The following is a 22,259-nucleotide window of genomic DNA, read 5'->3' as shown; positions in this document are numbered from 1 at the left end:
TAGAAAAAGAGAAAGGCGCAAAGTATTCACTTTGCGCCTTTTTATTACGGTAAATGGTAACGCGTTTAGATCTGTTTTGTGTCAAACCTTTAGTTGCGCTTTAAGCCACCATTTACTTTTAGCCAGTCAACGTTGCCATGACTGATTTTCGAGGAGAACAACTAATCCCTAATTGTTCAACCTTGTTCTAGTTAGCTAACCACTTCCTAGTAAAACAGTCGTTAGCTACACGCTTCCTAGTTAAACCATTGCAAGTTAATCCACTGTAGATTAAACCACTGCAAGTTAACCCCTTGACCAGTTAAGCCGTTTCTAGTTCCGCTTTTGGTACTACGTTTAGGCGGTCACCGTAGATTGGGCGAAGTGCTTGCATCACCTCAGTACGAGTAAGAACACCCACCATCACACCGTTTTCCAATACTGGAAGCATATGTGGCTGGCTCACTTTCATCGCTTTTGCACGCTCTTCTAGAGAAAGAGAAGTCAAGCGAGTTGCGAAGCCCATGCTGGTAGTAGGGTACAGTTGCTCTTTGTCGATACATAGGAACTCAGCTACATCAACCAGCTTGTCGTTTGCATCGATTGCCACCACGTCACGGCTCATTAGGTCTACGACTTTCTGGCCTTTAGTTGGGATGTAGTCTTGGCACCAAAGGTCGACCATTACGTCGTGAACAGAGAAGATACCAACCAGACGACCTTCAACATCGCAAACAGGAGCGCTAACAAGTTGAGCGTCTAAAAGTGAATCAATTGCCACTGATGTAGGCATTTCTACGCTTAGTGTAATTGGTTGAGTGTTCATGATTTGCTTGATAGTCGTTGCTGTGTTCATAGTGATTTCCTTAACTGACGTAATTTCTGTTGTTTGTGTAATTGCAGTAATTTTTGCTGCTTTAAGTTGTGGGCGACGGTAGATACTCCAGTTGGCTAAGCCGACCAATACTGAACCACCTACGATGTTGCCGATTGTCACTGGTATTAAGTTTGCGGTGACAAATTGCATGATGTTTAGGTCTGCGTACTGCGCTGGTGTTGCGCCGATTTGCATCCAGAAGCTTTCCGGTGCGAATGCTTGAATTGTGATGCCTAGCGGAACCATGAACATATTCGCCACACAGTGTTCAAAGCCTGAGCTTACGAACATTGCAACGGGTAACACGGTCATCATTGCTTTGGTCATTGCGTTAGCGGAGCTGAACGTTAACCAAATGGCTAAACACACCAGCAAGTTACAAAGCACACCCAAAGCAAAAGCTTGAACAGGGCTGTGGTGTAGCTTGTGCTGTGCAATGTTAAGAGCGTTTAAGCCCCATTGGCCACCATCTAATTGATATAAGCCTGCTGCGCTTACCAAAGCCAAAAGGAACATGGCACCGATAAAGTTACCGACGTAAACCTTGCCCCAGATAGACAGCATCTTAGTGAAGGTTATTTGCTTGTTAGCCCATGAGATGCTTGATAACACTGAACTGGTAAACAGCTCGCCACCGCAAATTACAATCAGGATTAACCCCATGCTGAATGCAAGACCGCCGGCTAAACGACTCAATCCCCATCCAGCATCAGCGCTACCTGTGGTTACCGTGATGTAGAATAAAAAAGCAAGCCCGATGAATGCGCCAGCCATGATTGCCAAACTCAATGTCATGCTGCTGGTTTTATTTGCTTTGCTTAATGCAAACTTCTCGGCTTCCGCCATCATTTCTGTTGGTGAGAACAGTTGATGATTTTCAGAAGTGCTGGTTGCCATATCCCCCCTTGAACAATCCGTCATGTGTAATTCCTAGTGTTAATGACTTGGTTAATCCGTAATGAATAATCAATCGTGTTTTGCAGGGCTCGTTGTGTCCTGCCATTCCAGATTAGGGTGTTGAGGGGTAGAGGTAAAATTGATAATTTTTAGAAACCACATCAAATTTATTGATATAGATTTTGTTACGCGTAGAATGAAATTGATTGCTCATCGGCTTAATAATAAACGAGCATCAGGACACAAATAATTAAAAGCATTAAGGATGAATTTTGCGTTATTCATTAAAGCAACTCGCGGTATTTGATGCAGTAGCAGACTCCGGGAGTGTCAGTCAGGCAGCAGACAAATTGGCGTTGACTCAGTCGGCGACAAGTATGTCTCTTGCACAGTTGGAAAAAATGCTCGGCAGGCCTTTGTTTGAAAGGCAGGGCAAGCAAATGGCCCTAACTCATTGGGGCATGTGGTTAAGACCAAAAGCGAAGCGTTTACTGCAAGACGCACAGCAAATTGAGATGGGTTTCTATGAGCAGCATTTGTTGAGTGGTGAACTCAAATTAGGTGCTAGCCAAACGCCAGCGGAACACCTCGTTCCGGATCTCATCAGTATTATTGATAACGACTTTCCTGAGATGCGAATCTCGCTCGGTGTACAAAGTACCGATGCTGTCATTGATGGTGTATTAGATTATCAATATGATCTGGGTGTTATCGAAGGTCGTTGTGATGACAATCGAGTTCACCAAGAAGTGTGGTGTACTGACCATTTAACGGTGGTTGCTTCGGCTCATCACCCGTTTGCGAAGCGTGAACGAGTGAGTTTGGCACAGTTAGAGCAAGCGAAGTGGGTATTGCGCGAACACGGCTCGGGTACTCGCAAAGTTTTTGATAGCTCTATTCACCATTTAATTGGTGATCTCGATGTTTGGCGAGAGTATGAACACGTTCCTGTTTTAAGAAGTTTGGTAGCAAACGGCCCATATTTAACGTGTTTACCTTATCTCGATGTCGAGCAGTTTGTTGAATCAGGGCAGCTTGTGACTTTGAATGTTCCTGAGCTTGAAATGGAGCGTACGCTTTCATTCATTTGGCGTGCCGACATGGCAGAAAACCCACTTGCTGAATGTATTAAGCGAGAAGGTAAGCGAATGATGAAAGGCAAACGGTCGGTTCTGTAAGGTAGATTTGATAAAACACTAATAACTAAATATGTTGAATAAGCGTTTCCGGTCTCTATCTGGTGATAAATGCACATTCGCGTACATTATTAATGTGATCGTGATCGTCTAAATGAAGGCGTTCTTACCATAGTATGCTTACTTGATTTTAAGTGAGGCTAAATCCGGTTGCGTTCAATGACGTAATTAGGCTTTAGAAATAGTATGAGTACATTAGTCGCGATTTCATTAACAACAGGTATTTTGTCAGGTCTTTGGGGATGGATAGCTATCTCTTTCGGCTTATTGTCATGGGCAGGTTTCCTAGGCTGCACCAGCTACTTTGCTTCGCCAACAGGCGGCGTTAAAGGACTAGCAGGAAGCTTATTGACCAACATGACAGGCGTATTCTGGGCAATGGTGATTATCGAAAGCTCAACCTTCGCAGGGTTAGAGATTTTAGGCTACATGATTACTGCTATTGTGGCTTTCTTTATGTGTATTCAAGCGAAACAAGCGTGGCTAGGTTATATCCCAGGAACCTTCATTGGTTGCTGTGCGACGTTTGCTGCAGGTGGCGATTGGCAACTTGTAGTACCATCTTTACTGCTTGGTGGTGTGTTTGGATACTTGATGAAAGCAACAGGGCTATGGCTTCACGAGAAATCGACTCAATCTTCGGAAGTTGTTGAACAACACGCTAAACAGGCAAAGGCTTAATAAATACGTTAAGAAAGCTATGGTTTAGTCACTGTGAACTCTTGCAAGATAATCCCCAATTAATTTGTATATCGATTTATACAGGCACACCATTTGGTGTGCCTTTTTTTGTTGAGGTTTTGGTTAAGGCAATAAACTAAAGATTTCATCAGTAGAGCAACTGATAGCATCTATAAAACAAATTATGCTTAGGTATTCCCGTTCGCCATGGTGATCACGCGTTTTAACGTCCACCTCAATAATAACGGAATGCATTCTTGTCCTTGGTCCTCACAATGAGAAACGATAGCTAATGCAAGGTCGGGTTTCGCGTGTTTCTTTAATACCTTCGCGACCACTTTTTTGGGAGGGATAGGATGGTCATAAGGGATCTTAACCATATCCCGGAAAAAGTTTTCAAAACCATTCATGTACAAGTAATGCTCGATGTCTCTATCTGGTAGTTCAGTGAGGCGATGTCTTGCTTGGTCTTTTCCTAACTTAGATAATACTGTTGCGGCGTATTTCTTACCTGCCGCATCTCCGTCGGTAACCACGTGCCAATCAATCCCGAACTCTTGAGCTACTTTGATTAGAGCTTTAAGTCCCGATTGAGCGAACTCTATAATTTGCACACCTTCTGCTGCAAGGTTGTAACCACATTGGTTGGCGAGTTCATTGAATAACCAAACTTCGGTTTCACCTTCAACTAATAACCAACAGCGAGCAAACAGGGCACCGGAACGGTGGAAACGAATATGAAACCCAATTCGTCTAAGTTCATCTTTACTGAAGTGATTCATGTTGAGCTGATTGGCGATGGTTTTGTCAGATTGACGTACCAAGCGACGAATTGATTGGAATGGCACTGCTGCAAGTAAATCGCCGCTATTAGTTGTAAGGATTTTCTGCATGGGTAGCTTTTGCATCAAACTCCACGCCCTTGCTAAATGGGTTGGATGTAATCGACCTTCGGGATCTTCAAGGATCAGAAGAGGACGAGCACATCGTCGTAAGTCGTTTGGCCCTTTAGCTTGCAGGTAGGCGTTAAGTAACCCCATGAATAATAAGCGGGTTTGTTTATTTTTTGTCTCTTCAACAAGTTGATGAATGCTCTTGTCGTTCGCACCAGCTGAGTAGAGTAGGCCATCCCTTTGTTTTCTAGGATTACGACGAGAAGTACTTTTGAAAGAAAAGTAGTGCTCGATTAGGCTTTGCATCGACTCTAAGCTACTGCGCATTTCACCTTTATTGACATGGCCTGGTATCGCCATTAAGCGACGACAGGTATTGTCGATTCGTTTTTCTATTCTTGCTTGGCGCCCATTACCATTGGTACCATTTCCGTTCGCCCCATTACCATTGCTTGTATGATTACTGCCGTTTCCATTTCCATTCGTATTACTAGCCTGACTGTTAGTTGGGAGGTGAGCATTATGATTAAGAGACTTGCCGTTGAAAGGACGATCAAAGTGCCTCGCATCACGCAAACGGATGACGGGGTGTAAGGTCATTAATTCTTGAGCGAGCTTTTCCGAATGATGAAGCTTAAGCGGATTACCATCCAAACCTAAAAATGCATAGTGTGTGGTCGTTTCGTACTGCTCTAACGTCGCGCTTATTCGGTAATAGATGCGAAATGCGCCAAACTCATCTTGAACCCAGATAGGTTTGAGTTTGCGATAACGACCTGCGTTAAGTTCGCTCTTGTCGTTAGCTTTTAATGCGAGAACAATTTGAAGGTGTTGAGACTGTGGATGTGACACAGAGTAATCGACATGAAAATCGGTCATTTCAAAGTGATATGGTACACCGTCTGAAGGCAGTACGACGGAAAGGGCATCCAATAATGAAGACTTACCCCAAGTATTTTCACCAATAAGCGTGGTTAGCTCGTCAAACGCGAGTGACATGCGCTTGATACCTCGAAAGCCAGAAATCTCGATTCTTTCTAGTTGCATAGGCTTACTCCTAACGGAAGGCTCTGCTAATTGTTTGAAAGCTAACAGATATCTTTAATCATAATCGAAAAATACCAATCCGGTATGCTCACCTGTCACAAAACCCGTTGTTTATTAATACGGTGCAAAATGAGATTTTTGATCTATCTCGAGTATTTTTTTGCAGTGCAGTTTCATAAAATTCACGATTCTGTCATGATTCTCGACCTAGTATGAAGGGACAAAGAGAGAAGAAAATATGACTAAAAAGAATAAGCCGACAAAAATAGTGTTGGCACACATCAACGACACCCACTCATACTTTGAACCAACCTCGTTACAGCTATCACTTAAAATGAACAATCACATCATTGAACCTTATGTCAGTGCTGGTGGCTTTGCTCGAATTTCAACACGCTTTAAACAAATAGAACAAGATGCCCAGCGCCAGAAGGTTGGAACCTTGTTCCTACACGCTGGCGACTGCTTCCAAGGCACTTTGTACTTTTCTTTATTCAAGGGAAAAGCCAACGCCGATTTGTTGAACGCCCTTAATATAGATGCCATGACACTCGGCAATCACGAGTTAGACATGGGTAATGAACCCGTTGCGATTTTCGCGAAAAGAATCAAATTCCCACTGTTAGCTGGTAACTGGAATCTATCGAATGAGGATATCAATAAAACTCATACGTTAGCGGACAACGAAATTGTTAAGCCTTATCTGCCTGAAACACGAAGTGCTTCTTTTATAACGAAAGAGTTTGATGGCGAGAAGGTCGCAATATTCGGTTTAAGCATCGACAAGATGGCAGGCATCGCTAACCCAGATATCGATACACCGTTTGAAAATGCTTTGGAAACAGCAAAAGCGACCATTGAGCAAATCCATCAAGCAGGTATCAACAAGATTGTGTTACTTAGTCATCTTGGTTATGAAGCCGACTTAGAGCTAGCTGCGAATGTGAAAGGTATCGGTGTGATTGTTGGTGGCCACAGTCACCGTTTACAAGGTGATTTCTCGGATATCGGCTTAGTGAAAGACGATGACTACGGTGTAAAAATTGGTGACACCTATGTTGTGCAAGCGGGTTTCCACGCAATGAGTCTAGGCCACTGTGAAATTGAATTCGATGCTCAAGGCAAAGTGACGCACTTTAATGGTAAGAACGAACTGTTATTAGGTCGTCGACTCTTTATAGACGCGAAATTGAGTGAAGTAGGGCAAGACGACGCACATGATATGGCGTGTGAGTTTTTGAACAATCACCCCAATATTGCAGTGTGTAAAAAAGATCCTGAACTGCAGAGTATTCTTACGGATAAATACCAGCCGCGAGTTCGAAAGCTTCAGCAACAAATTATTGCTCATGCAGATACAAAACTTCGCCATGTACGTATCCCGGACGAGAAAGGCCCGAGCCAACTTGCGCCCTTGGTTGCTCAGTCATTCCATTACTTAATGAATAAGAAAGGCCATCAGGTAGACTTTGCGATCCATAACTCTGGCGGTGTAAGAAATTCACTGAATAGCGGCGATGTCTCTGTTGCCGATATTGCCGGAAAACTACTACCGTTTGCCGTACCCATTGGTGTGTATGAAGTAAAAGGTGAAACGATCGCTGGCATGCTTGAAGGTGCAATCAATAACGCGATTGATAATGGCGTCGTGGGGACGGGGTCTGGCAGTTTCCCTTATACGTACAATCTGAGGTTTTGTTACCACAAAGAAGCGCCTTTAGGGCACAGGATTCACCATCTAGAAATCCACTCTGATGAATCGGGTTGGCAGACTGTTTCTCGCAAGCGTATTTACCGTGGCGCGTCGTCTGCCTACACAATGAAAGGGAAAGAGGGCTATAACGCCGTGTTGGATATGATAGGCGATGGCACGGTAACCACTGACTCTATGGCAGACTGCTTCATTGAGTTTCTGCAAGACCACCCAGAGTCTCTTCAACACATTGAACCGTTGAATTGTATGGAATGTTTTAGATAAGCGAAGCTAATACTGATGTTAAATGCTATTAACTGGGGTTATTTATAAAATTGGCATTGTTTATGCTTCACCTCTGCAGGTCGCCTTCTTGTGGAGATATGCATGGATAAGAAAGATTGGTTAGATGCGGTAGCGGTTGTCGGTTGGGTATCAGTTTGGTCAGCGTTAGTGTATTTGGTGCCAACTACAGGTTTGTAATGGTCCTACGTGCTGGATAAGATCAGCTTTGAACAGTCGCAGTATTCCCATTATCAATAAACGCTATACCAAGCGTAAGTGGAAGAAATAAAAAAGGAGCAGGTTGCTCCTTTTTTGCTTTTTCTGTGCAAATTTATATAGACGAAACAGAATCAGAGGATTATTATCCACGCGTTTGGGGAGTAGTTAGCGCAAGTTTACATATCGTCATCTCGTTAGGCCAAGAGTCTATCCGGTATGTAAAGGTGAAATCCCATATTTCACTTCAACGAGACCAACGCAATCACAGTCAAGATCCGTAATGGAGCTTGATATGCTTTGTTTGCGGAAGGTCTTTGTACAGTTCTTCCGCCCGGAGGAATAATGAACTCAACTCAATCTCTATTATCTACAAATAGTGAATCCTTTTTTTCATCGCCAATCATGACGACTTATGCGGGCTTTTTCCTGCTGACCGTTATTCTCGTCTCTATTGATATCTATCAGACTCGTGGCGGCAACGTTACTATCAAAAAAGCGGCAATCTGGAGTGTTTTCTGGTTTGTACTTGCGTTTTTGTTTGCTGGCTCTATTTACCTATTTTGGGACATTTATGCGCCGAATAGTGATTACACAGCGCAAAAAGCAACCGTGTCATTCATTACAGGTTACTTGTTAGAAAAATCCCTTAGCGTAGACAACTTGTTTGTTTTTGCGATGATCTTTGCTCAATACCAAGTTCCTGAGCATCTGAGACCACGTGCGCTTCTTTGGGGTGTAATTGGTGCACTTGTGCTTCGTGCAATTATGATCGCATTAGGCGCACAGCTATTGGCGGAATACCACTGGGTACTTTACGTGTTCGCTGCGTTCTTGATTGGTACTGGTATTAAACTGGCATTAGACAAGGGCGAAGAGGAGAGTGTGAATACACTGCCTGAAAAGTTACTTCGTAAAGTGATGCCGGTAACAGAGGATTTCCATGGCCCTGCATTAATGGTTAAACAGGGTGCTAAATGGGCGTTCACTCCAATGATGTTGGTCATCGGTGCGATTGCAGTTATGGACGTGATGTTTGCATTGGACTCTATCCCTGCGATCTTTGCGGTAACACAAGAACCGTTCTTGGTATTAGCGGCAAATGTATTTGCGTTACTTGGCCTTCGTTCGTTGTATTTTGTACTACAAGGTATGATGGATAAGTTCATCTACTTGAAACCAGCACTGGCATTCATCATGGTGTTCATCGGTGTGAAAATGCTATTGGTTGACAGTGAGTGGGCTATCCCAACTTATTGGTCGCTCGCTGTACTGATCTCGACTATGACGATTGCGGTTATAGCGTCGGTTTATGCGAAGAAGCCAGGTATTGAACAAGTAAATTAAAAACAAATATAACTTATCGAAAAGTCGATAATGAATACGTGGCTGATGAAGTGAAAAATTTATTTATGTAAATTTTCTGTGACATTGGCCACTGTTGTTTGCGGGGTATTTGTACTAAATGCATGATTTAAACACCATATTGAATTTGTAGTCACTTGATATGCATATCTATTTCTTGGCATTGTTAATGGTTTGTTTTATTAGAAAAACTAATCCCAAAGTCTAATTTTAGTCATTTTTTAACCTACAAAAGATCACCTATTATTCTTGTCATCAGAACGAAACACATTAACAAATTTATAGAGAGGCAATCATGGCTCAAGCAGTACAAATGAATACTATCGCTGTTCCTAACTCTATGGATAAGAAGACCTACTCGGTTAACTTCAAAGGATTGATTGCACACATTTTCGATATTCTTTTCGTAGACAACTCTCCACGTAGTTACTACGCAAGCGACTTATCTGGTCACATGCAACGCGATATCGGCATTAACCGTTAATCTCAGCGTTAATATGTAAATATAGAATTTTAAGAAAACGCCAGCTTCCCAAGCTGGCGTTTTTGTATCTGAAATAAATTCTATCTCTTCGCAAATTAAGCACCTGAAAAAAAGCTTAGGCATAACGGTCTGTCACACGTCGAATGCGGCAATGATAAAGCTAAGAATGTATGCAGACGAGGTGGATACAGTGAGTAGTGACGCTCTAGCATCGATAACTTGGTTTCTGAAGGGTATTAATCGGAGAAATAGAAGCGAAAGGGCGATTTAGTTACGTAATACTGCTGAAATACGTTAATATAGCGCGCTATTATTTTAGCTTTGAGTTCCTGCAATTAATGACTAACACCACAACATCAACCAACTTCTCTGATCTTGGCTTAATCTCACCTTTGATGGCTCGTTTATCTGAGCTTGAATACCAACAGCCAACGCCTATCCAAGCGCAAGTTATTCCAAGTGTGTTAGCAGGACGCGATTTAATTGCAGGCGCAAATACCGGTTCAGGTAAAACCGCAGCATTTGCACTTCCACTGTTACAAAAGATTCATGAAGATGCACCTCTGGACCGTCGTTCAGGCAAAGGTAACTTTGTTTCTGGCCTTATCTTGGTTCCCACTCGTGAACTTGCTAAGCAAGTGGCTGACAGCGTTAAATCTTACGCTGTACATTTCAACGGCGCGATTAAAACGGTTTGTGTGTTTGGTGGTGTATCGGTAAACACTCAGATGCAGGCGCTACGTGGCGGCACTGATATTTTGGTAGCAACGCCAGGTCGTCTGCTTGATCTCATTTCAAGCAACGCAATCAAGCTAGACAAAGTAAAAACGTTAGTGCTTGATGAAGCTGACCGAATGCTAAGCCTAGGTTTTACCGAAGAACTTGATGCAATCTTGAAGCTATTGCCGAGCAAGAAACAAACATTATTGTTCTCTGCGACTTTCCCAGAGCAAGTTCAAACGCTTACTCACGAACTACTAAGCGATCCCATTGAAGTTCAACTTCAAAGTGCCAATGCGAGCACACTGGTTCAACGTGTATTTGAAGTAGAAAAAGGTCGCAAGACAGCGTTACTCGCACACCTAATTCAACAACACGAATGGCGCCAAGCTCTTATCTTCGTAAATGCTAAGAACAGCTGTGAGCACTTAGCAGACAAGCTTTACAAGCGCGGCATCATCGCTGAAGTATTCCACGGTGATAAAGGGCAAGGTTCACGTACTCGTATCCTTGAAGATTTCAAATCTGGCGAGATTGACGTTCTTATCGCGACAGACATTGCGGCACGTGGTCTGGATATTGAGAAGCTGCCAGTAGTAATCAACTTTGACTTACCGCGTAGCCCGTCAGACTACATGCACCGTATCGGCCGAAGTGGTCGTGCGGGCGAGGTTGGTCTTGCGCTATCTTTGATCGATCACGAAGATTACCACCACTTCAAAATCATCGAGAAGAAGAACAAGATTCGTCTTGAGCGTGAGCAAATTGAAGGCTTTGAAGTGGATGAAGAAGCGACGGCTGAACTTATCGCAGCACTAAAACCTGTTGCGCCACCGGCTGGCACAGGTAAAAAGAAGAAAAAGAAAAAAGCACAAACCAATCAAGATGTTTGGTTAAGAAATAACTAAATTGAAAACAGTTAGATAGTAGATACAAGAAAGGCGCTCAATTGAGCGCCTTTCTTAATTCAAACAGTAAAAAGAAATTACTTCTTACGGCAGAACTCAGCGATTACGTACATTGATTGACCACCGTTTGTTTTACCAGAAACAAGCTTAGGATCATCACCAACGCTGATACCACGGATAACAGTACCTTGCTTAATCACTTGGTTAGTACCTTTGATTGGCAGATCTTTAATTACTGTTACGTCGTCACCTTTCTTCAGTTCAACGCCGTTCACGTCAAGAGGCTTGTCATCAGCAGACATACCAATTTGTGCCCAAACTGACGTTTCTTCTTCAAGGTACATCATGTCTAGCGCGTCTTGAGCCCAGCTTTCTGTGTTCAGACGAGTTAGTTGACGCCATGCAGTTACTTGAACTGGCGCTTCCTGGCTCCACATGCTGTCAGTCAGACAACGCCAGTGGTTGATATCTTTAGGATCGTCAATCTCACCAAGACATTTGTCACATACCATGATGCCGTGATCCACTGTTACGTGGCTGTGTGGCGGCACTGCGTATGCAGTAAGAGAAGAATCAGAACCACATAGTTCACATTTAGATTGGCAGCGTTCTAGCATAGTAGCTTCAGAAGACATAATGGACTCACATTTATTAGGTATTAAATTTACGGGGCTATTATCCACTTTATTTGCAATAAAGAAAGAGGTCGTACGGTATTCTGTCTTGATTAATTTTAGCTGAGATCAACCATTTGTGTTTTAAAGGTTTATGCAAACGGTTAACTAGGGGACGTGTTCGAACGACAGATACAAAAATGCCAGCGATTAGGCTGGCATTTGATGAGGTTAAGTACTGACTACTGATTATTACTTACTCGCATCTAACAAGCTAGCGGTTACGCTTGCAATGCCAGTACCCTGCGATAACGTAAATTGTACAATTTGCGAGGTCATTTCTGCGTTAGCTGCTGCATCGCCAGCATTTTGCTGAGAAATTACCGTAGAGTGTTCAGACTCTGAAGCGGATTTGTCAAAGTACGAAGCCAGTCTGTTTCCAGAAGAGTTCAGTGCAGTGTTAACCAAGGATAACTTTTTAAATAGTGGTTCGGTTCCTGCTGTTGGGATCTCAGCAACAGCGTTTGGTATCGTTTCGTCACCATCAGCTTGAATACCCAGTACCGGTCCTGATGTTGTGGACGCAATATTGTAGGGATCGACATTATCCAGGACTGTCTGAGCAGCATAGGTGAACGAAGTCAGTGTTGAGTCAATCGTCGCTTTGACTACTTTGTCTGAGGCCGAAGCACTAGCACTACTCAAGGCAGTGTAGTATTCATTAAAGCAATCGCCACCTGGCTTACTTGCTGGCACACAGTTGCTTGTATAGTGGGCTTGATATTCAGTTACACTAGAAAGACTGACTGTATGCTTGATCTCAGGAGAGAACGAGCCTGAATTAAGCAAGAAAGGTGCAATGCCACCACCTGGATTAGCAAGTGTTGCACTTGTGTAGCTAAACAAAGAATCGATATTAGTATCTAATTGCGTGTTACCAATGGTGTAAGAGCTGATTCCTGTAATAGCCCCAATAGAATGCCCAAATAGAGATACATTGGTTTTATCTAGGTTACTAAATGCAGTATCTGTAGCTAAATTTAAAGCAAAGCGAACTCCAAGCCCATCAATTGCACTCTGACGTATGTTATCTCGCGCAACTGGTAAATACTCAAGATTCATATAAACGGTCGGTGTCGTTGGTGTCGTCACGACATCCGCACTTAGCGCTCGTTGACCATGAAGCGGTTGGTCAATGGCGATAATTGCGTATGGTTTGTATGGGGTAGATCCAGTGAGAGCGCCACCAATATGCTGCATAGCGAAGGCATAAGCACTCTCTTTGATGTTAGTGATGCCATGTTGGTACTGTAATATTGGCAAACTGCTGTCGATTGCCGCACCTTCAGGAACAAACATAATGAATGGCACTGACTTTACTGAGCGAATTTGCGGAACTGCGCTGTATTTAGTCATAACTCTAGAGTTATCCAATTGCTCTCCACTCGCAAGAGTTAACTTTTCTCCAATGAGTAATTGCTGGTACTCAGCTTGATATAGTTGAGTTGCAGGTTCAGTAATCCCTATACCTGCCAGCTGTGTAGCGATGGCTGTTTTGTCAGCATCACTTCCTGAGCTAAGTACATTTAGGATAGTTAACACACTAGGCATCGCACTGCGCCAAGGTGTTTTTTTCCACTCATCGTCTGTTAATGAATCAGACAAGAAGTATGGTAGCTCAACAGTTCCTCTATACACTTGGATAGATGCAGCTGCTGGTGTTGAAAAGTTATTGGTGTAACCCGTAGCTAATTGTGTAGCAGCACCTTCACCAAAAGCACCTTTAAATATGGCGTCACCTTGTACGGCTGTTGCAAAATCCTGTTTCGTTCCATCAACTGTGAATTTGTACAATGTATCGAGTTCAGCTGCTGGGATGCTATTTGGATTCGCAAGATTTTTCCATATATCAGACGGCGCAACACTCGGGTTCACGGTTTGTGCAATTGCAGCTTTAGCACCGTTCATAACGTTGCCCGCAGAAGCAGTCGTAAACCAAGATGAATAGATGATCTCGTCTGAATTTGACACTTCACCATAGCCAGCAAACAATGCTTCTACTTGATGGATAATTTTTTGTGGCAAATCGAGTGAACCTGCTTGATCAATATCTGTCGTTTTTAACGCGGCATAAGAACTAGAAGTACCAAGAGGCTCATCTGCGCTATCAACAATTGAGTCGGTTAATGCGTATATATAATCAGAGCTAGGATCTAACCCTTTAAGCGGCAAAATATTTATGGTTTTGAAGTCACTAGAGACCACTAAGTAGTCAACACCAGCCGTTAGTGCGGTAAAGTTAGACATGACACCTGTGCTGAGGTCCACATCTACCTTAGCTACTTTTACACCATCATTTAAGTGTGCGCTAAACGGTGTCGTTCCCATCATTACGACATCATTCTTCAACGTTCTATCACTTGGAAGGTTCACATTGATAGTGAATGGCATGATAGTACTCCAACCATCAGCTTCTCCCATTGCTACTTTTGGATCATTCAGTAGACCAGTAGAATTTGCATCTAGCGGAATATTCAATGTGTGATCATTGGTATCGAACAAAAAGAAAGAGGGAAGAGGTACGTCCGCTTCACTACCTAAAAGCGTAAACCTAATTTTAGAGCTTCTAGCCAGTGATTGATTGATTGCATCGGAATAAGGAGCAGCTGTTGAGTCACCAGAGCTTTCACTGTTGTCCCCGCAACCAGCAAGTAGTATTGCTGAGCATACGAGAGATAAAGAAAATTTGTTGTTCATATGTATAATCCCGTACCGTTAGTTGAAGGTGTAGTTAAGCTGAACTGCCGAAAGGTAAGCGACACCCTCGGCGTCAAAAGTTAGCTTTTGGCCTAAAGCATCAGTTTCTGTAAATGAACCACTTTCACTGTGTACAAGTGCAAATGCTGCATCCAAAGTCATATTTTCTGACACAGAATACGTTAGGCCAGCTGAGTACCACATACGGTCACTATCAGGGATACTTAGTGTGGCTTCACCAGCTTGTTCGTCATAAGCCAAACCTGCACGTAACGTCCAATTTGAGTTAACCATATAGGTTGCACCGACAGACCATCTCTGGTTGTCTTCGTAATGTTCCGTCTTTAAAAAACATTCATTGTTTTTACAATCAGGGCTCGTCGCTTTTAACTCCTCAAACTTACTCCACTTAGTTAACTGCCAACCATAGTGTATAGCCCAAGCATCATTTAGTTGGTGGAAAGCAGATAGTTCGAAAATATCAGGAAGTTCGATTTCTAAACGACCGGTTGTTTTTCCTGGTGCGCCATTCGCCATCTTCAAGCCCGTGTAATCTGTGAACTCACCGTCATCGAAATCTAGCTCTACAGATGACCGGTAACCAAAACCAAAACGGTTGTGCTGGTTCAGTTCATACAAGGCACCGACATTCCAGCCAAAAGCGAAAGTTTCTCCCGTCATAGAAATGAGTTTATCGCTAGGTGAACCACCGGCAGTAAGACTACCTTTATGCCTTGTAAGCTCAGCTTCTGCATAAACGAAGTTGACTCCTGCACCAACGCTAAAACTATCATTGATTCTGTAAGCAATATTGGGGTTTAAGTTAACTGACACTAGAGATGTATCACCAGCTAGATCACCGGCATAGATGTCATCTGGGTAATCTGTAGCAACGCCATAAGTCGTGAACATTCCAATACCCCAAGCCCAATTATCATTGATTGGGCTGATGTAATAAGCCGCTGGCACGACTTGAAGTGGAGCGACATCTGAAGACTTTTGATTGAAATCACTGTCATTAATTTTTGTTTGGGTAACGTTAACCTCGGGATCAACGATAGAAACCGCGCCTGAAAATTGGGCTGTATCAAATAGGGTCATTGCGGCGGGGTTTCTCGCTAGTACACTCGCGTTGTCAGCTACTGCACCTTCACCTGAGAACGAGCGACCAAGACCTGAGGCAGAATGCTCAGCAACTTGGAAACCAGCCGCAAGTGAATTGCATGCAAATAGCACAGAAAGAGAAACGAGAGAGCGTTGTATTGTTTTCATCCTTGACCCTCCTAGGGCATCGAATTTCATTATTATCGTTTGAAAACACACTGAGCATTGTTGGTGTTGAAGCTCTAATGTAAACAGCATGTTAAATTCATGTTTTATATAAAGTCAAAGAAATAGTTGTTATTTTGTGAGGTTATATTTTTAAGGGGCGGCACTTTAACACTAATAATATAACTACAATCAATGATTTATTTGTGGTTGGAGGTGTGACCAGAATGTTTATGTTAACTATTGGTACAAATAGTGTTCAATTGCTCGATATGTAACAACTTTGTTTATGTTTACCACCGATCGCTAAATCGGCATAATATCGACACTCGTTAGAAGTCATTAAATTGGAATTTAAGTTTGGAATTACTCGCGATAGAGTTTCTTGGTAAACCGCTTCGTTTAGAAGGTTCAATGGCAGGGTGGCAACAGTTGTATTGGGATAACACTCTGGTATCTCAATTAGATGCGACCACAGACCAAGAAGACGCACGAACACACGAATTTACACTACGTGCTGGCGAAGAAACGTTGCAGTGTCACGTTGAGTCAACCGTTCAGTGGCAACCGTTTGAGATGACGTATAAAACGTCGGTGAATGGCCAAACTGTTACCGAAGGCAATCGAAACACCAAAGATATCGAGCAACAAACCCCGGTTGTCGCACCAAAACCAGAGAAGCGTTTTAGCTTAATCGGGTTAGTTTCGCTGGGAATGAAAGCCCTTAAGAGTGCCAAGTTAATCAAGGTGGTACTTGCCTCCGCGAGTTTAGCGGCTTACTCATGGCTATTTTCAATTCAGTTCGCGCTTGCCTTGATCGCTTGTCTTATGTTCCATGAATACGGTCATATCAGAGCAATGAAATACTTCGGCATGAAGACCAAAGGCATTTATTTGATACCATTCCTTGGTGGTTTGGCGTTATCCGACGAAAAGATTAATACGCGCTGGCAAGATGTGGTTATCTCAATCATGGGGCCACTGTTTGGTTTGATATTGTCGTTGATATTTACTGTATTGTACTGGGTAACTGGTGAGATGTTCTTTGCTGGTCTAGCCGTGTTCAACGCTTTGTTAAACCTATTTAATTTGCTGCCGATTTTGCCTCTTGATGGTGGACATGTTCTTAAAAGTATCAGTTTTTCGATGAACAGTGTGCTTGGGATCGTACTCTGTGTCGCGGTTGCCGTTGCTGGCGTGGTATTGAGTTATCAATTGAATTTAACCCTGTTTGGTTTCTTATTGATCATGGGCAGTGTTGAAATACTATTCGAATGGAAAGGGCGTCATCACAGTCATTTGTTACCGTTAGACAAATACGGTCAAGTCGTGTCATTCGTTTGGTATGTGGGTTTAGTCAGTAGTTTGATCGGTGTTATCTGGTATTTTGCATCGACTGGTGATCAGCTATTAAGCCTACCATTACAAATTCTTGGTACTTAACCAATGAGTTTCTGTTGTTGGATTTATTTAGCAACATAGTTCACTTGAACTGATAGTTAGCAAGAAACTAAAAATGCCCTAACCAATATGGATAGGGCATTTTCGTATTTACACTAGCTAAGCGATTCTAACTTAGACTACGCTTTGCAATTTGGTCTTGGAGAGCCTGATTTAGGTAACGTTTTTATCGTCGCCTGCAGATCTTTGATACGCGTACTGTGGGAAGGGTGCGTAGACAGCAATTCTGGCGGTTGGTTACCACCTGATGCTTTCGCCATATTCTGCCACAAGTCGACACTGTGATTAGGATCGAACCCTGCTTGAGCCATATACTTTAGACCAACAACATCGGCTTCAGACTCTTGAGTTCGGCCATACGGTAGAATAACACCATATTGAACCCCTAAACCTAACGCCGCCATCGTCATACCTTGGTATTGTTTGTACTCTGATGCTCCCAAGGCAACACTGGTAATAGACAAACCAGTATTAGCGATTTGAGACTGAGATAAGCGTTCATTACTGTGGTCCGCTAAAACGTGTGCCACTTCGTGACCGATAACCGTCGCGAGTTGGTCTTGATTGACTGCGACCTTGAGTAACCCTGTGTACACACCGATTTTCCCGCCAGGTAGGGCGAATGCGTTCACTTGGTCACTATCAAACACAACAACTTCCCATTCACTAAAACCTTGTTTAGGAATATATTGAGTGATGCTGTTCGCTACGCACTGTACATAAGCGTTTGTTTTGGCATCTTTGCTGATGGGTTGTTCTTTTTTCATTTGTTCAAAAGACTGCGCTCCAAGCTGAGACATGTCTTTATCTGAAAAAAGCAGCAATTGGTTTCTGCCTGTCGGAGAAGCGCTACATGCAGTTAGGCCTGCAAGTGTGAGAAGCGAGGCAAACTTCATCCATGACGTCATACAATATCCTCTGTGTATTCGGTTTTTATGCATGTTAACATCAACTTGCGTAATAACTAAGGGCTGTAAGATAACTAACAACCAGTAATATAGAAAAAGCTATGTACGCGATAACAAGATCAATAATTAAGGAACCCACATGAGTATTTGGAAAAAGCCCGTTGACTTAGATACCTTCAACGCGACCTCAAAAAATACCTTAATTGAACACCTCAACATTGTTTATACCGAAGTAAATGACAATTCTTTGGTGGCAACCATGCCGGTTTGTCATTTTACGCACCAACCACTAGGTATGCTTCATGGCGGTGCGTCGGTTGTGCTAGCAGAAACGCTTGGCTCATTGGCTGCAAACTTCTGCGTACCAGAAGGCTATTATTGCGTTGGTCTCGATATCAATGCGAACCACGTAAGATCAATGCGCGAAGGCAACGTCATCGGTACTGCTGAACCTATTCACCTTGGTGTATCGACACAAGTATGGCAGATCAATATCACTGATGAACGTCAACGCTTAGTTTGTACCAGCCGCTTAACCATTGCTGTAAAGAAACACAAGCGATAATAGCCAGAGAGTCGTCAGTTGTTTTTGTCTTTAGAAGAAGCAATCAGTATTTAAAGAAGTAACCCGAGAAGCCCATGGTCATAACGTTTAAAAGTGGAAAAGTCATCGCAACCGCACATGAGCTGGTTGTTCGTTTAGATGGTGAGCATAGAGTCACGCTACAAGCTCAAGTTGATGCAATTCAACTTATCGGAAAAGGGGCAAATGTCATTTCAGCCAACGGATCAGAGTGTAAATGGTCGATAAAATTAGACGACGAACAACAGCTTCGTGATATTGCAAATGAAATTGGCTGCGATGTCATATAATCCTTTACTGCAAAAGAACTTAACCCTTCAGATTGAATAACATCTTAGGATGTCATACTCAATAATTCACAATAAAATCGTGTCAGTAATATTGATTTTACGCCATAAAATAGGGAAACTGAATTCAATATCCTTTGAATAAGTTTTCCTCTTTATGAGCAGCCCAAGACTTCGCGTTCAATTTGAAACCCTGTTTGAATACTTCGATGGTAAAGATTCTGATGTTCAGCTCGACGACATCACGGATGTGCTCTGTTGTACCCGTCGTAATGCCCGAATGGTACTCAACAAGCTTGAAGAAGAAGGGTGGGTAGAATGGTTACCTGCAGCTGGTAGAGGGAAGTTATCTCAACTCATCTTTAAGCAAAATCGCTGTGATGTCAGCGAGAACTTAGCAAGACGCTATTTACAAGAAGGCAAAATTGGACAGGCACTGTCAGTGCTTGATCACAATGCAGCCAAACTCACCCAAGTTATTCAAAACTACTTGGGCGTACAGTATCAAGAAGGCGAACAAGTTATTCGTTTGCCTTATTACCGATCGCTTTCAATGCTTAACCCTACCAAATCGATGCGACGCTCTGAACAACATATCGTTTGCCAGGTATTCAGTGGCTTAACGCGTTTGGATGAGAATGATCAGTTACAGCCCGACCTTGCTCATTCGTGGCAAAAAATCAGTGACTATCAATGGCGATTTTTCTTGAGACCGGGTGTTCGTTTCCATAACGGGGAGCCTTTGTTAACCAATCATGTTGTAGATACGCTTCTTGCGCTCGAACCTCTCAACATGTTTTCACATATTAAAGATGTCTCTTCACCTGCAAATTGTGTAGTTGATGTCTTTCTCACACGCCCAGACAAGTACTTTCCGCTCGCGCTAACGGAATCGGTCGCTAAAGTTACCTTACCAATGACTTTACGTGGTGAAGACTACGATATTCGACCGATTGGTACGGGACCTTACCGCATTGAAAAGAATGACGAAAAGCAACTCGTGTTGAACGCATTCAACGGTTATTTCGGTTTCAGGCCGTTGATTGATCGTGTAGAGGTATGGGTGGTCGATGAGGCTTATTCCTCAATGGTTTACCCAAGCTTGTCTAAACCAGTAATGGCAGACCGTAGTGAAAGTGACGAGGTAGAACTTGACCCTGGCTGTACGTATTTACTGTTGAATAGAAAGAAGGGCATCGCGCAAAACCCTGCATGGGCAGAATTTTTGTCTAACGCTTTGAATGCCGCAGATCTGTTTATGCATATTCCGAAAGAAACCTTGATCGATTTAGGCATGTTGCACGCATATGGAATAAAACCGGGTTGGTATGACATAAAGTTAAAGACACCAGTTTGTCCACCAGCAGATTCGAAGCCTACCATAAAATTGGCATACCAATGCCAGCACTCAATGTTCCCTATAATTGCCAAGGCCATTGTCACCATGTTGAAACAATACAATATCGACGTTGCTCTTTACGGTTACGAAACGGATCCTCCACATGCCGATGATGTTGATATTTGGATTAACCCAATGGGTATCGCTAATAACAGAGACGATGCACTGGCATGCTGGCTTATGGATTATAGTTTCCTCGATGAATCGAGCCCCGCAGACGATTTTGATCAATGGTGTCATATGATTGATCGTTGGCGCTCTGGTGAGTTTGAACAGTTCCCAGCAAGGCAACTCGGTAAGCAACTGGTACAAAGCAACCAATTGATTCCGATGTTCCATTGTTGGCTAGGCGTAAACAAAGACCAGTGTGGTACGTTGCAAAACGCAAAGTGTAATGCATTGGGGTGGTTCGACTTTAGCCAAGTTTGGGTTAAACCTGACGTTGACTGAAACCAGAGATAACTCGATAAGGATAACGTAATGCAAACCGTGATTATCACATTTATTACGCTGGTGGCATTTGCTGCCAATTCTGTATTGTGTCGTTGGGCATTGATGGATCAAACGATTGATCCTTTGAGTTTTTCGATCGTACGTATCTTGTCGGGAGCGCTCACCCTGTTGATTTTATTAAGTTTATCTTCAAACGCTAAACGCAAACAAGATAAAGCAATCAATGACACATCAATGTATACCAAGGTTCGCTCTCAGTTTGATTTAACCGCCATAGTAGCGTTACTCGTTTACATGTTCGGTTTCTCGTTTGCCTATTTAACGCTAGGGGCAGGGCTTGGTGCTTTGGTCCTGTTTGTCGCGGTTCAATTCACGATGATTGCCGCATACCTGCTAGCTGGTAACAGAATGTCATTGTTAGAGTGGTGTGGTTGTTTGTTGTCAGTTTCTGGGCTCATTTACTTACTCATGCCGACGGAATCGACAAGTTCGCCAGATATAACCTCCATCATATTGATGGCTCTGGCTGGAATTGGGTGGGGCATTTACACATTGGCGGGTAAGAAATCCACAAACGCGTTGCAATCTACGACTGCCAACTTTGGATTTAGCTCGTTAGCGCTCTTTGTGTTATTAAGCCTGTTAGCGGTGATTCCAAGCGTGGCATCGCAAATATCCATCACTGAGCAAGGTTTGATTTACGCAGTATTGTCGGGCTCAGTGGCTTCTGGTATTGGTTATAGCTTGTGGTATTACGTGGTGAAAAAGCTGAATACCGTCCTCGCATCGATTGCCCAGCTTTCTGTTCCAGTTATCGCGACACTTGGCGGCGTTTTGTTGCTATCCGAACCTGTCACCATGCAATTTGTTATCTCATCGACTGTCATTTTACTTGGGATAAGCTTGGTTCTTGTCGCTCCTAAACTTAAGAAATAATAAGTACAATCACTAACTGCTATGGCTAAACCTAACAAGAAACAACCGACCAAAACAGTTCAGATATTCTGCGCTAAATGTAAGACACAACTTTTCAAGTATCGAAAAGGTGGCAAAGGTGCGCTCGTAAAGTGCTTTAAGGAACGTATAGTTGAAGACTTCACGACAGAGCCATGCGTATGCCCTGAGTGTGGTATTGAGTTCGCGCGAGATACCTTGGTTCGAGGTACGCCAGCCTACAAATTTGTTGGTGGCAAGGTAACGATGAAATAACCCGTCACGATGAAACAAGCAGTCATATTAAAACGAGCAAGCAATGTTGAAACTAAAAATGCCACAGCACAGTTTGTG

At 43.0% G+C, this 22,259-nt stretch carries 18 protein-coding genes; 12 read left to right on the top strand and 6 right to left on the bottom strand.

Translation table 11 applies throughout. From position 1 onward, the window contains the following. Window positions 1-301: 301 nt before the first annotated feature. Window positions 302-1,753 carry a formate transporter FocA gene (gene focA / locus AB8613_RS22645; protein WP_285954511.1) on the bottom strand — a complete coding sequence of 484 codons (1,452 nt, stop codon included), beginning with the start codon at window positions 1,751-1,753 and terminating at the stop codon, window positions 302-304. A 272-nt stretch (window positions 1,754-2,025) separates the two neighbouring features. On the opposite strand from focA, the gene AB8613_RS22640 reads away from it, so the two are divergent. Next, window positions 2,026-2,931 carry a LysR substrate-binding domain-containing protein gene (locus AB8613_RS22640; protein WP_010429535.1) on the top strand — a complete coding sequence of 302 codons (906 nt, stop codon included), beginning with the start codon at window positions 2,026-2,028 and terminating at the stop codon, window positions 2,929-2,931. Window positions 2,932-3,135: 204 nt separating this feature from the next. Beyond that, on the top strand, window positions 3,136-3,630 hold the full coding sequence (locus AB8613_RS22635) for a DUF1097 domain-containing protein (RefSeq protein WP_017059817.1): 495 nt from the start codon (window positions 3,136-3,138) through the stop codon (window positions 3,628-3,630). A gap of 188 nt (window positions 3,631-3,818) precedes the next feature. Here the strand turns inward: AB8613_RS22635 and AB8613_RS22630 are convergent, their stop codons facing one another. Further along, window positions 3,819-5,570: an ATP-dependent endonuclease gene (locus AB8613_RS22630; protein ID WP_372385085.1), complete on the bottom strand. Its 1,752-nt coding sequence runs from the start codon at window positions 5,568-5,570 to the stop codon at window positions 3,819-3,821. A 238-nt stretch (window positions 5,571-5,808) separates the two neighbouring features. Between AB8613_RS22630 and AB8613_RS22625 the strand changes: the two genes are divergently transcribed. The 4 genes from AB8613_RS22625 (at window position 5,809) to AB8613_RS22610 (ending at window position 11,241) form a co-directional block, all read left to right on the top strand. After that, window positions 5,809-7,548, top strand: a complete 1,740-nt coding sequence (locus tag AB8613_RS22625; protein ID WP_372385084.1) for a bifunctional UDP-sugar hydrolase/5'-nucleotidase — start codon at window positions 5,809-5,811, stop codon at window positions 7,546-7,548. 561 nt (window positions 7,549-8,109) lie between these two features. Continuing rightward, window positions 8,110-9,111: a TerC/Alx family metal homeostasis membrane protein gene (locus AB8613_RS22620; RefSeq protein ID WP_048612514.1), complete on the top strand. Its 1,002-nt coding sequence runs from the start codon at window positions 8,110-8,112 to the stop codon at window positions 9,109-9,111. Between the two features lie 313 nt (window positions 9,112-9,424). Then, window positions 9,425-9,613 (top strand): hypothetical protein, encoded by a 189-nt coding sequence (locus tag AB8613_RS22615; RefSeq protein ID WP_017059812.1) that lies wholly within the window; start codon window positions 9,425-9,427, stop codon window positions 9,611-9,613. Window positions 9,614-9,951: 338 nt separating this feature from the next. Beyond that, window positions 9,952-11,241, top strand: coding sequence for a DEAD/DEAH box helicase (locus AB8613_RS22610; protein ID WP_146491605.1), 1,290 nt, complete (start codon window positions 9,952-9,954; stop codon window positions 11,239-11,241). 77 nt (window positions 11,242-11,318) lie between these two features. On the opposite strand, the gene AB8613_RS22605 is transcribed toward AB8613_RS22610, so the two are convergent. The 3 genes from AB8613_RS22605 to AB8613_RS22595 form a co-directional block, all read right to left on the bottom strand. Further along, window positions 11,319-11,876 carry a PhnA domain-containing protein gene (locus AB8613_RS22605; RefSeq protein ID WP_017060062.1) on the bottom strand — a complete coding sequence of 186 codons (558 nt, stop codon included), beginning with the start codon at window positions 11,874-11,876 and terminating at the stop codon, window positions 11,319-11,321. A 231-nt stretch (window positions 11,877-12,107) separates the two neighbouring features. After that, complete coding sequence (locus AB8613_RS22600; RefSeq protein ID WP_372385083.1) at window positions 12,108-14,612, bottom strand: VolA/Pla-1 family phospholipase; 2,505 nt, start codon at window positions 14,610-14,612, stop codon at window positions 12,108-12,110. A gap of 18 nt (window positions 14,613-14,630) precedes the next feature. Next, a complete protein-coding gene (locus AB8613_RS22595; protein ID WP_372385082.1) occupies window positions 14,631-15,884 on the bottom strand; it encodes an outer membrane protein transport protein in 1,254 nt (417 codons plus the stop codon). Between the two features lie 357 nt (window positions 15,885-16,241). Here AB8613_RS22595 and AB8613_RS22590 point away from each other — a divergent pair, with 357 nt between their 5' ends. Next, window positions 16,242-17,324 carry a site-2 protease family protein gene (locus tag AB8613_RS22590; protein ID WP_372385081.1) on the top strand — a complete coding sequence of 361 codons (1,083 nt, stop codon included), beginning with the start codon at window positions 16,242-16,244 and terminating at the stop codon, window positions 17,322-17,324. A gap of 137 nt (window positions 17,325-17,461) precedes the next feature. On the opposite strand, the gene AB8613_RS22585 is transcribed toward AB8613_RS22590, so the two are convergent. After that, on the bottom strand, window positions 17,462-18,250 hold the full coding sequence (locus tag AB8613_RS22585) for a M48 family metallopeptidase (protein WP_372385080.1): 789 nt from the start codon (window positions 18,248-18,250) through the stop codon (window positions 17,462-17,464). A gap of 139 nt (window positions 18,251-18,389) precedes the next feature. Between AB8613_RS22585 and AB8613_RS22580 the strand changes: the two genes are divergently transcribed. From AB8613_RS22580 to AB8613_RS22560, 5 genes are all read left to right on the top strand, one after another. After that, a complete protein-coding gene (locus tag AB8613_RS22580; RefSeq protein WP_048660192.1) occupies window positions 18,390-18,815 on the top strand; it encodes a hotdog fold thioesterase in 426 nt (141 codons plus the stop codon). A gap of 74 nt (window positions 18,816-18,889) precedes the next feature. Continuing rightward, the gene (locus AB8613_RS22575; protein WP_146491602.1) at window positions 18,890-19,123 is read left to right on the top strand and encodes a DUF3389 domain-containing protein; all 234 of its coding nucleotides are present in this window, start codon (window positions 18,890-18,892) and stop codon (window positions 19,121-19,123) included. 154 nt (window positions 19,124-19,277) lie between these two features. Further along, a complete protein-coding gene (locus AB8613_RS22570) occupies window positions 19,278-20,969 on the top strand; it encodes an SgrR family transcriptional regulator (RefSeq protein ID WP_372385079.1) in 1,692 nt (563 codons plus the stop codon). A gap of 30 nt (window positions 20,970-20,999) precedes the next feature. Continuing rightward, the gene (locus AB8613_RS22565; protein WP_372385078.1) at window positions 21,000-21,908 is read left to right on the top strand and encodes a DMT family transporter; all 909 of its coding nucleotides are present in this window, start codon (window positions 21,000-21,002) and stop codon (window positions 21,906-21,908) included. A gap of 21 nt (window positions 21,909-21,929) precedes the next feature. Further along, entirely contained in the window at window positions 21,930-22,181 is a 252-nt protein-coding gene (locus AB8613_RS22560) for a hypothetical protein (protein WP_017067298.1), read from the top strand. Window positions 22,182-22,259 lie beyond the last annotated feature (78 nt).

The sequence above is a fragment of the Vibrio sp. BS-M-Sm-2 genome (assembly GCF_041504345.1).
In the GTDB taxonomy this organism is placed as follows: Bacteria; Pseudomonadota; Gammaproteobacteria; order Enterobacterales; family Vibrionaceae; genus Vibrio; species Vibrio satsumensis.
Note: the sequence above shows the minus strand (reverse complement) of the source record. Positions and strands in the feature narration are given on the sequence as shown.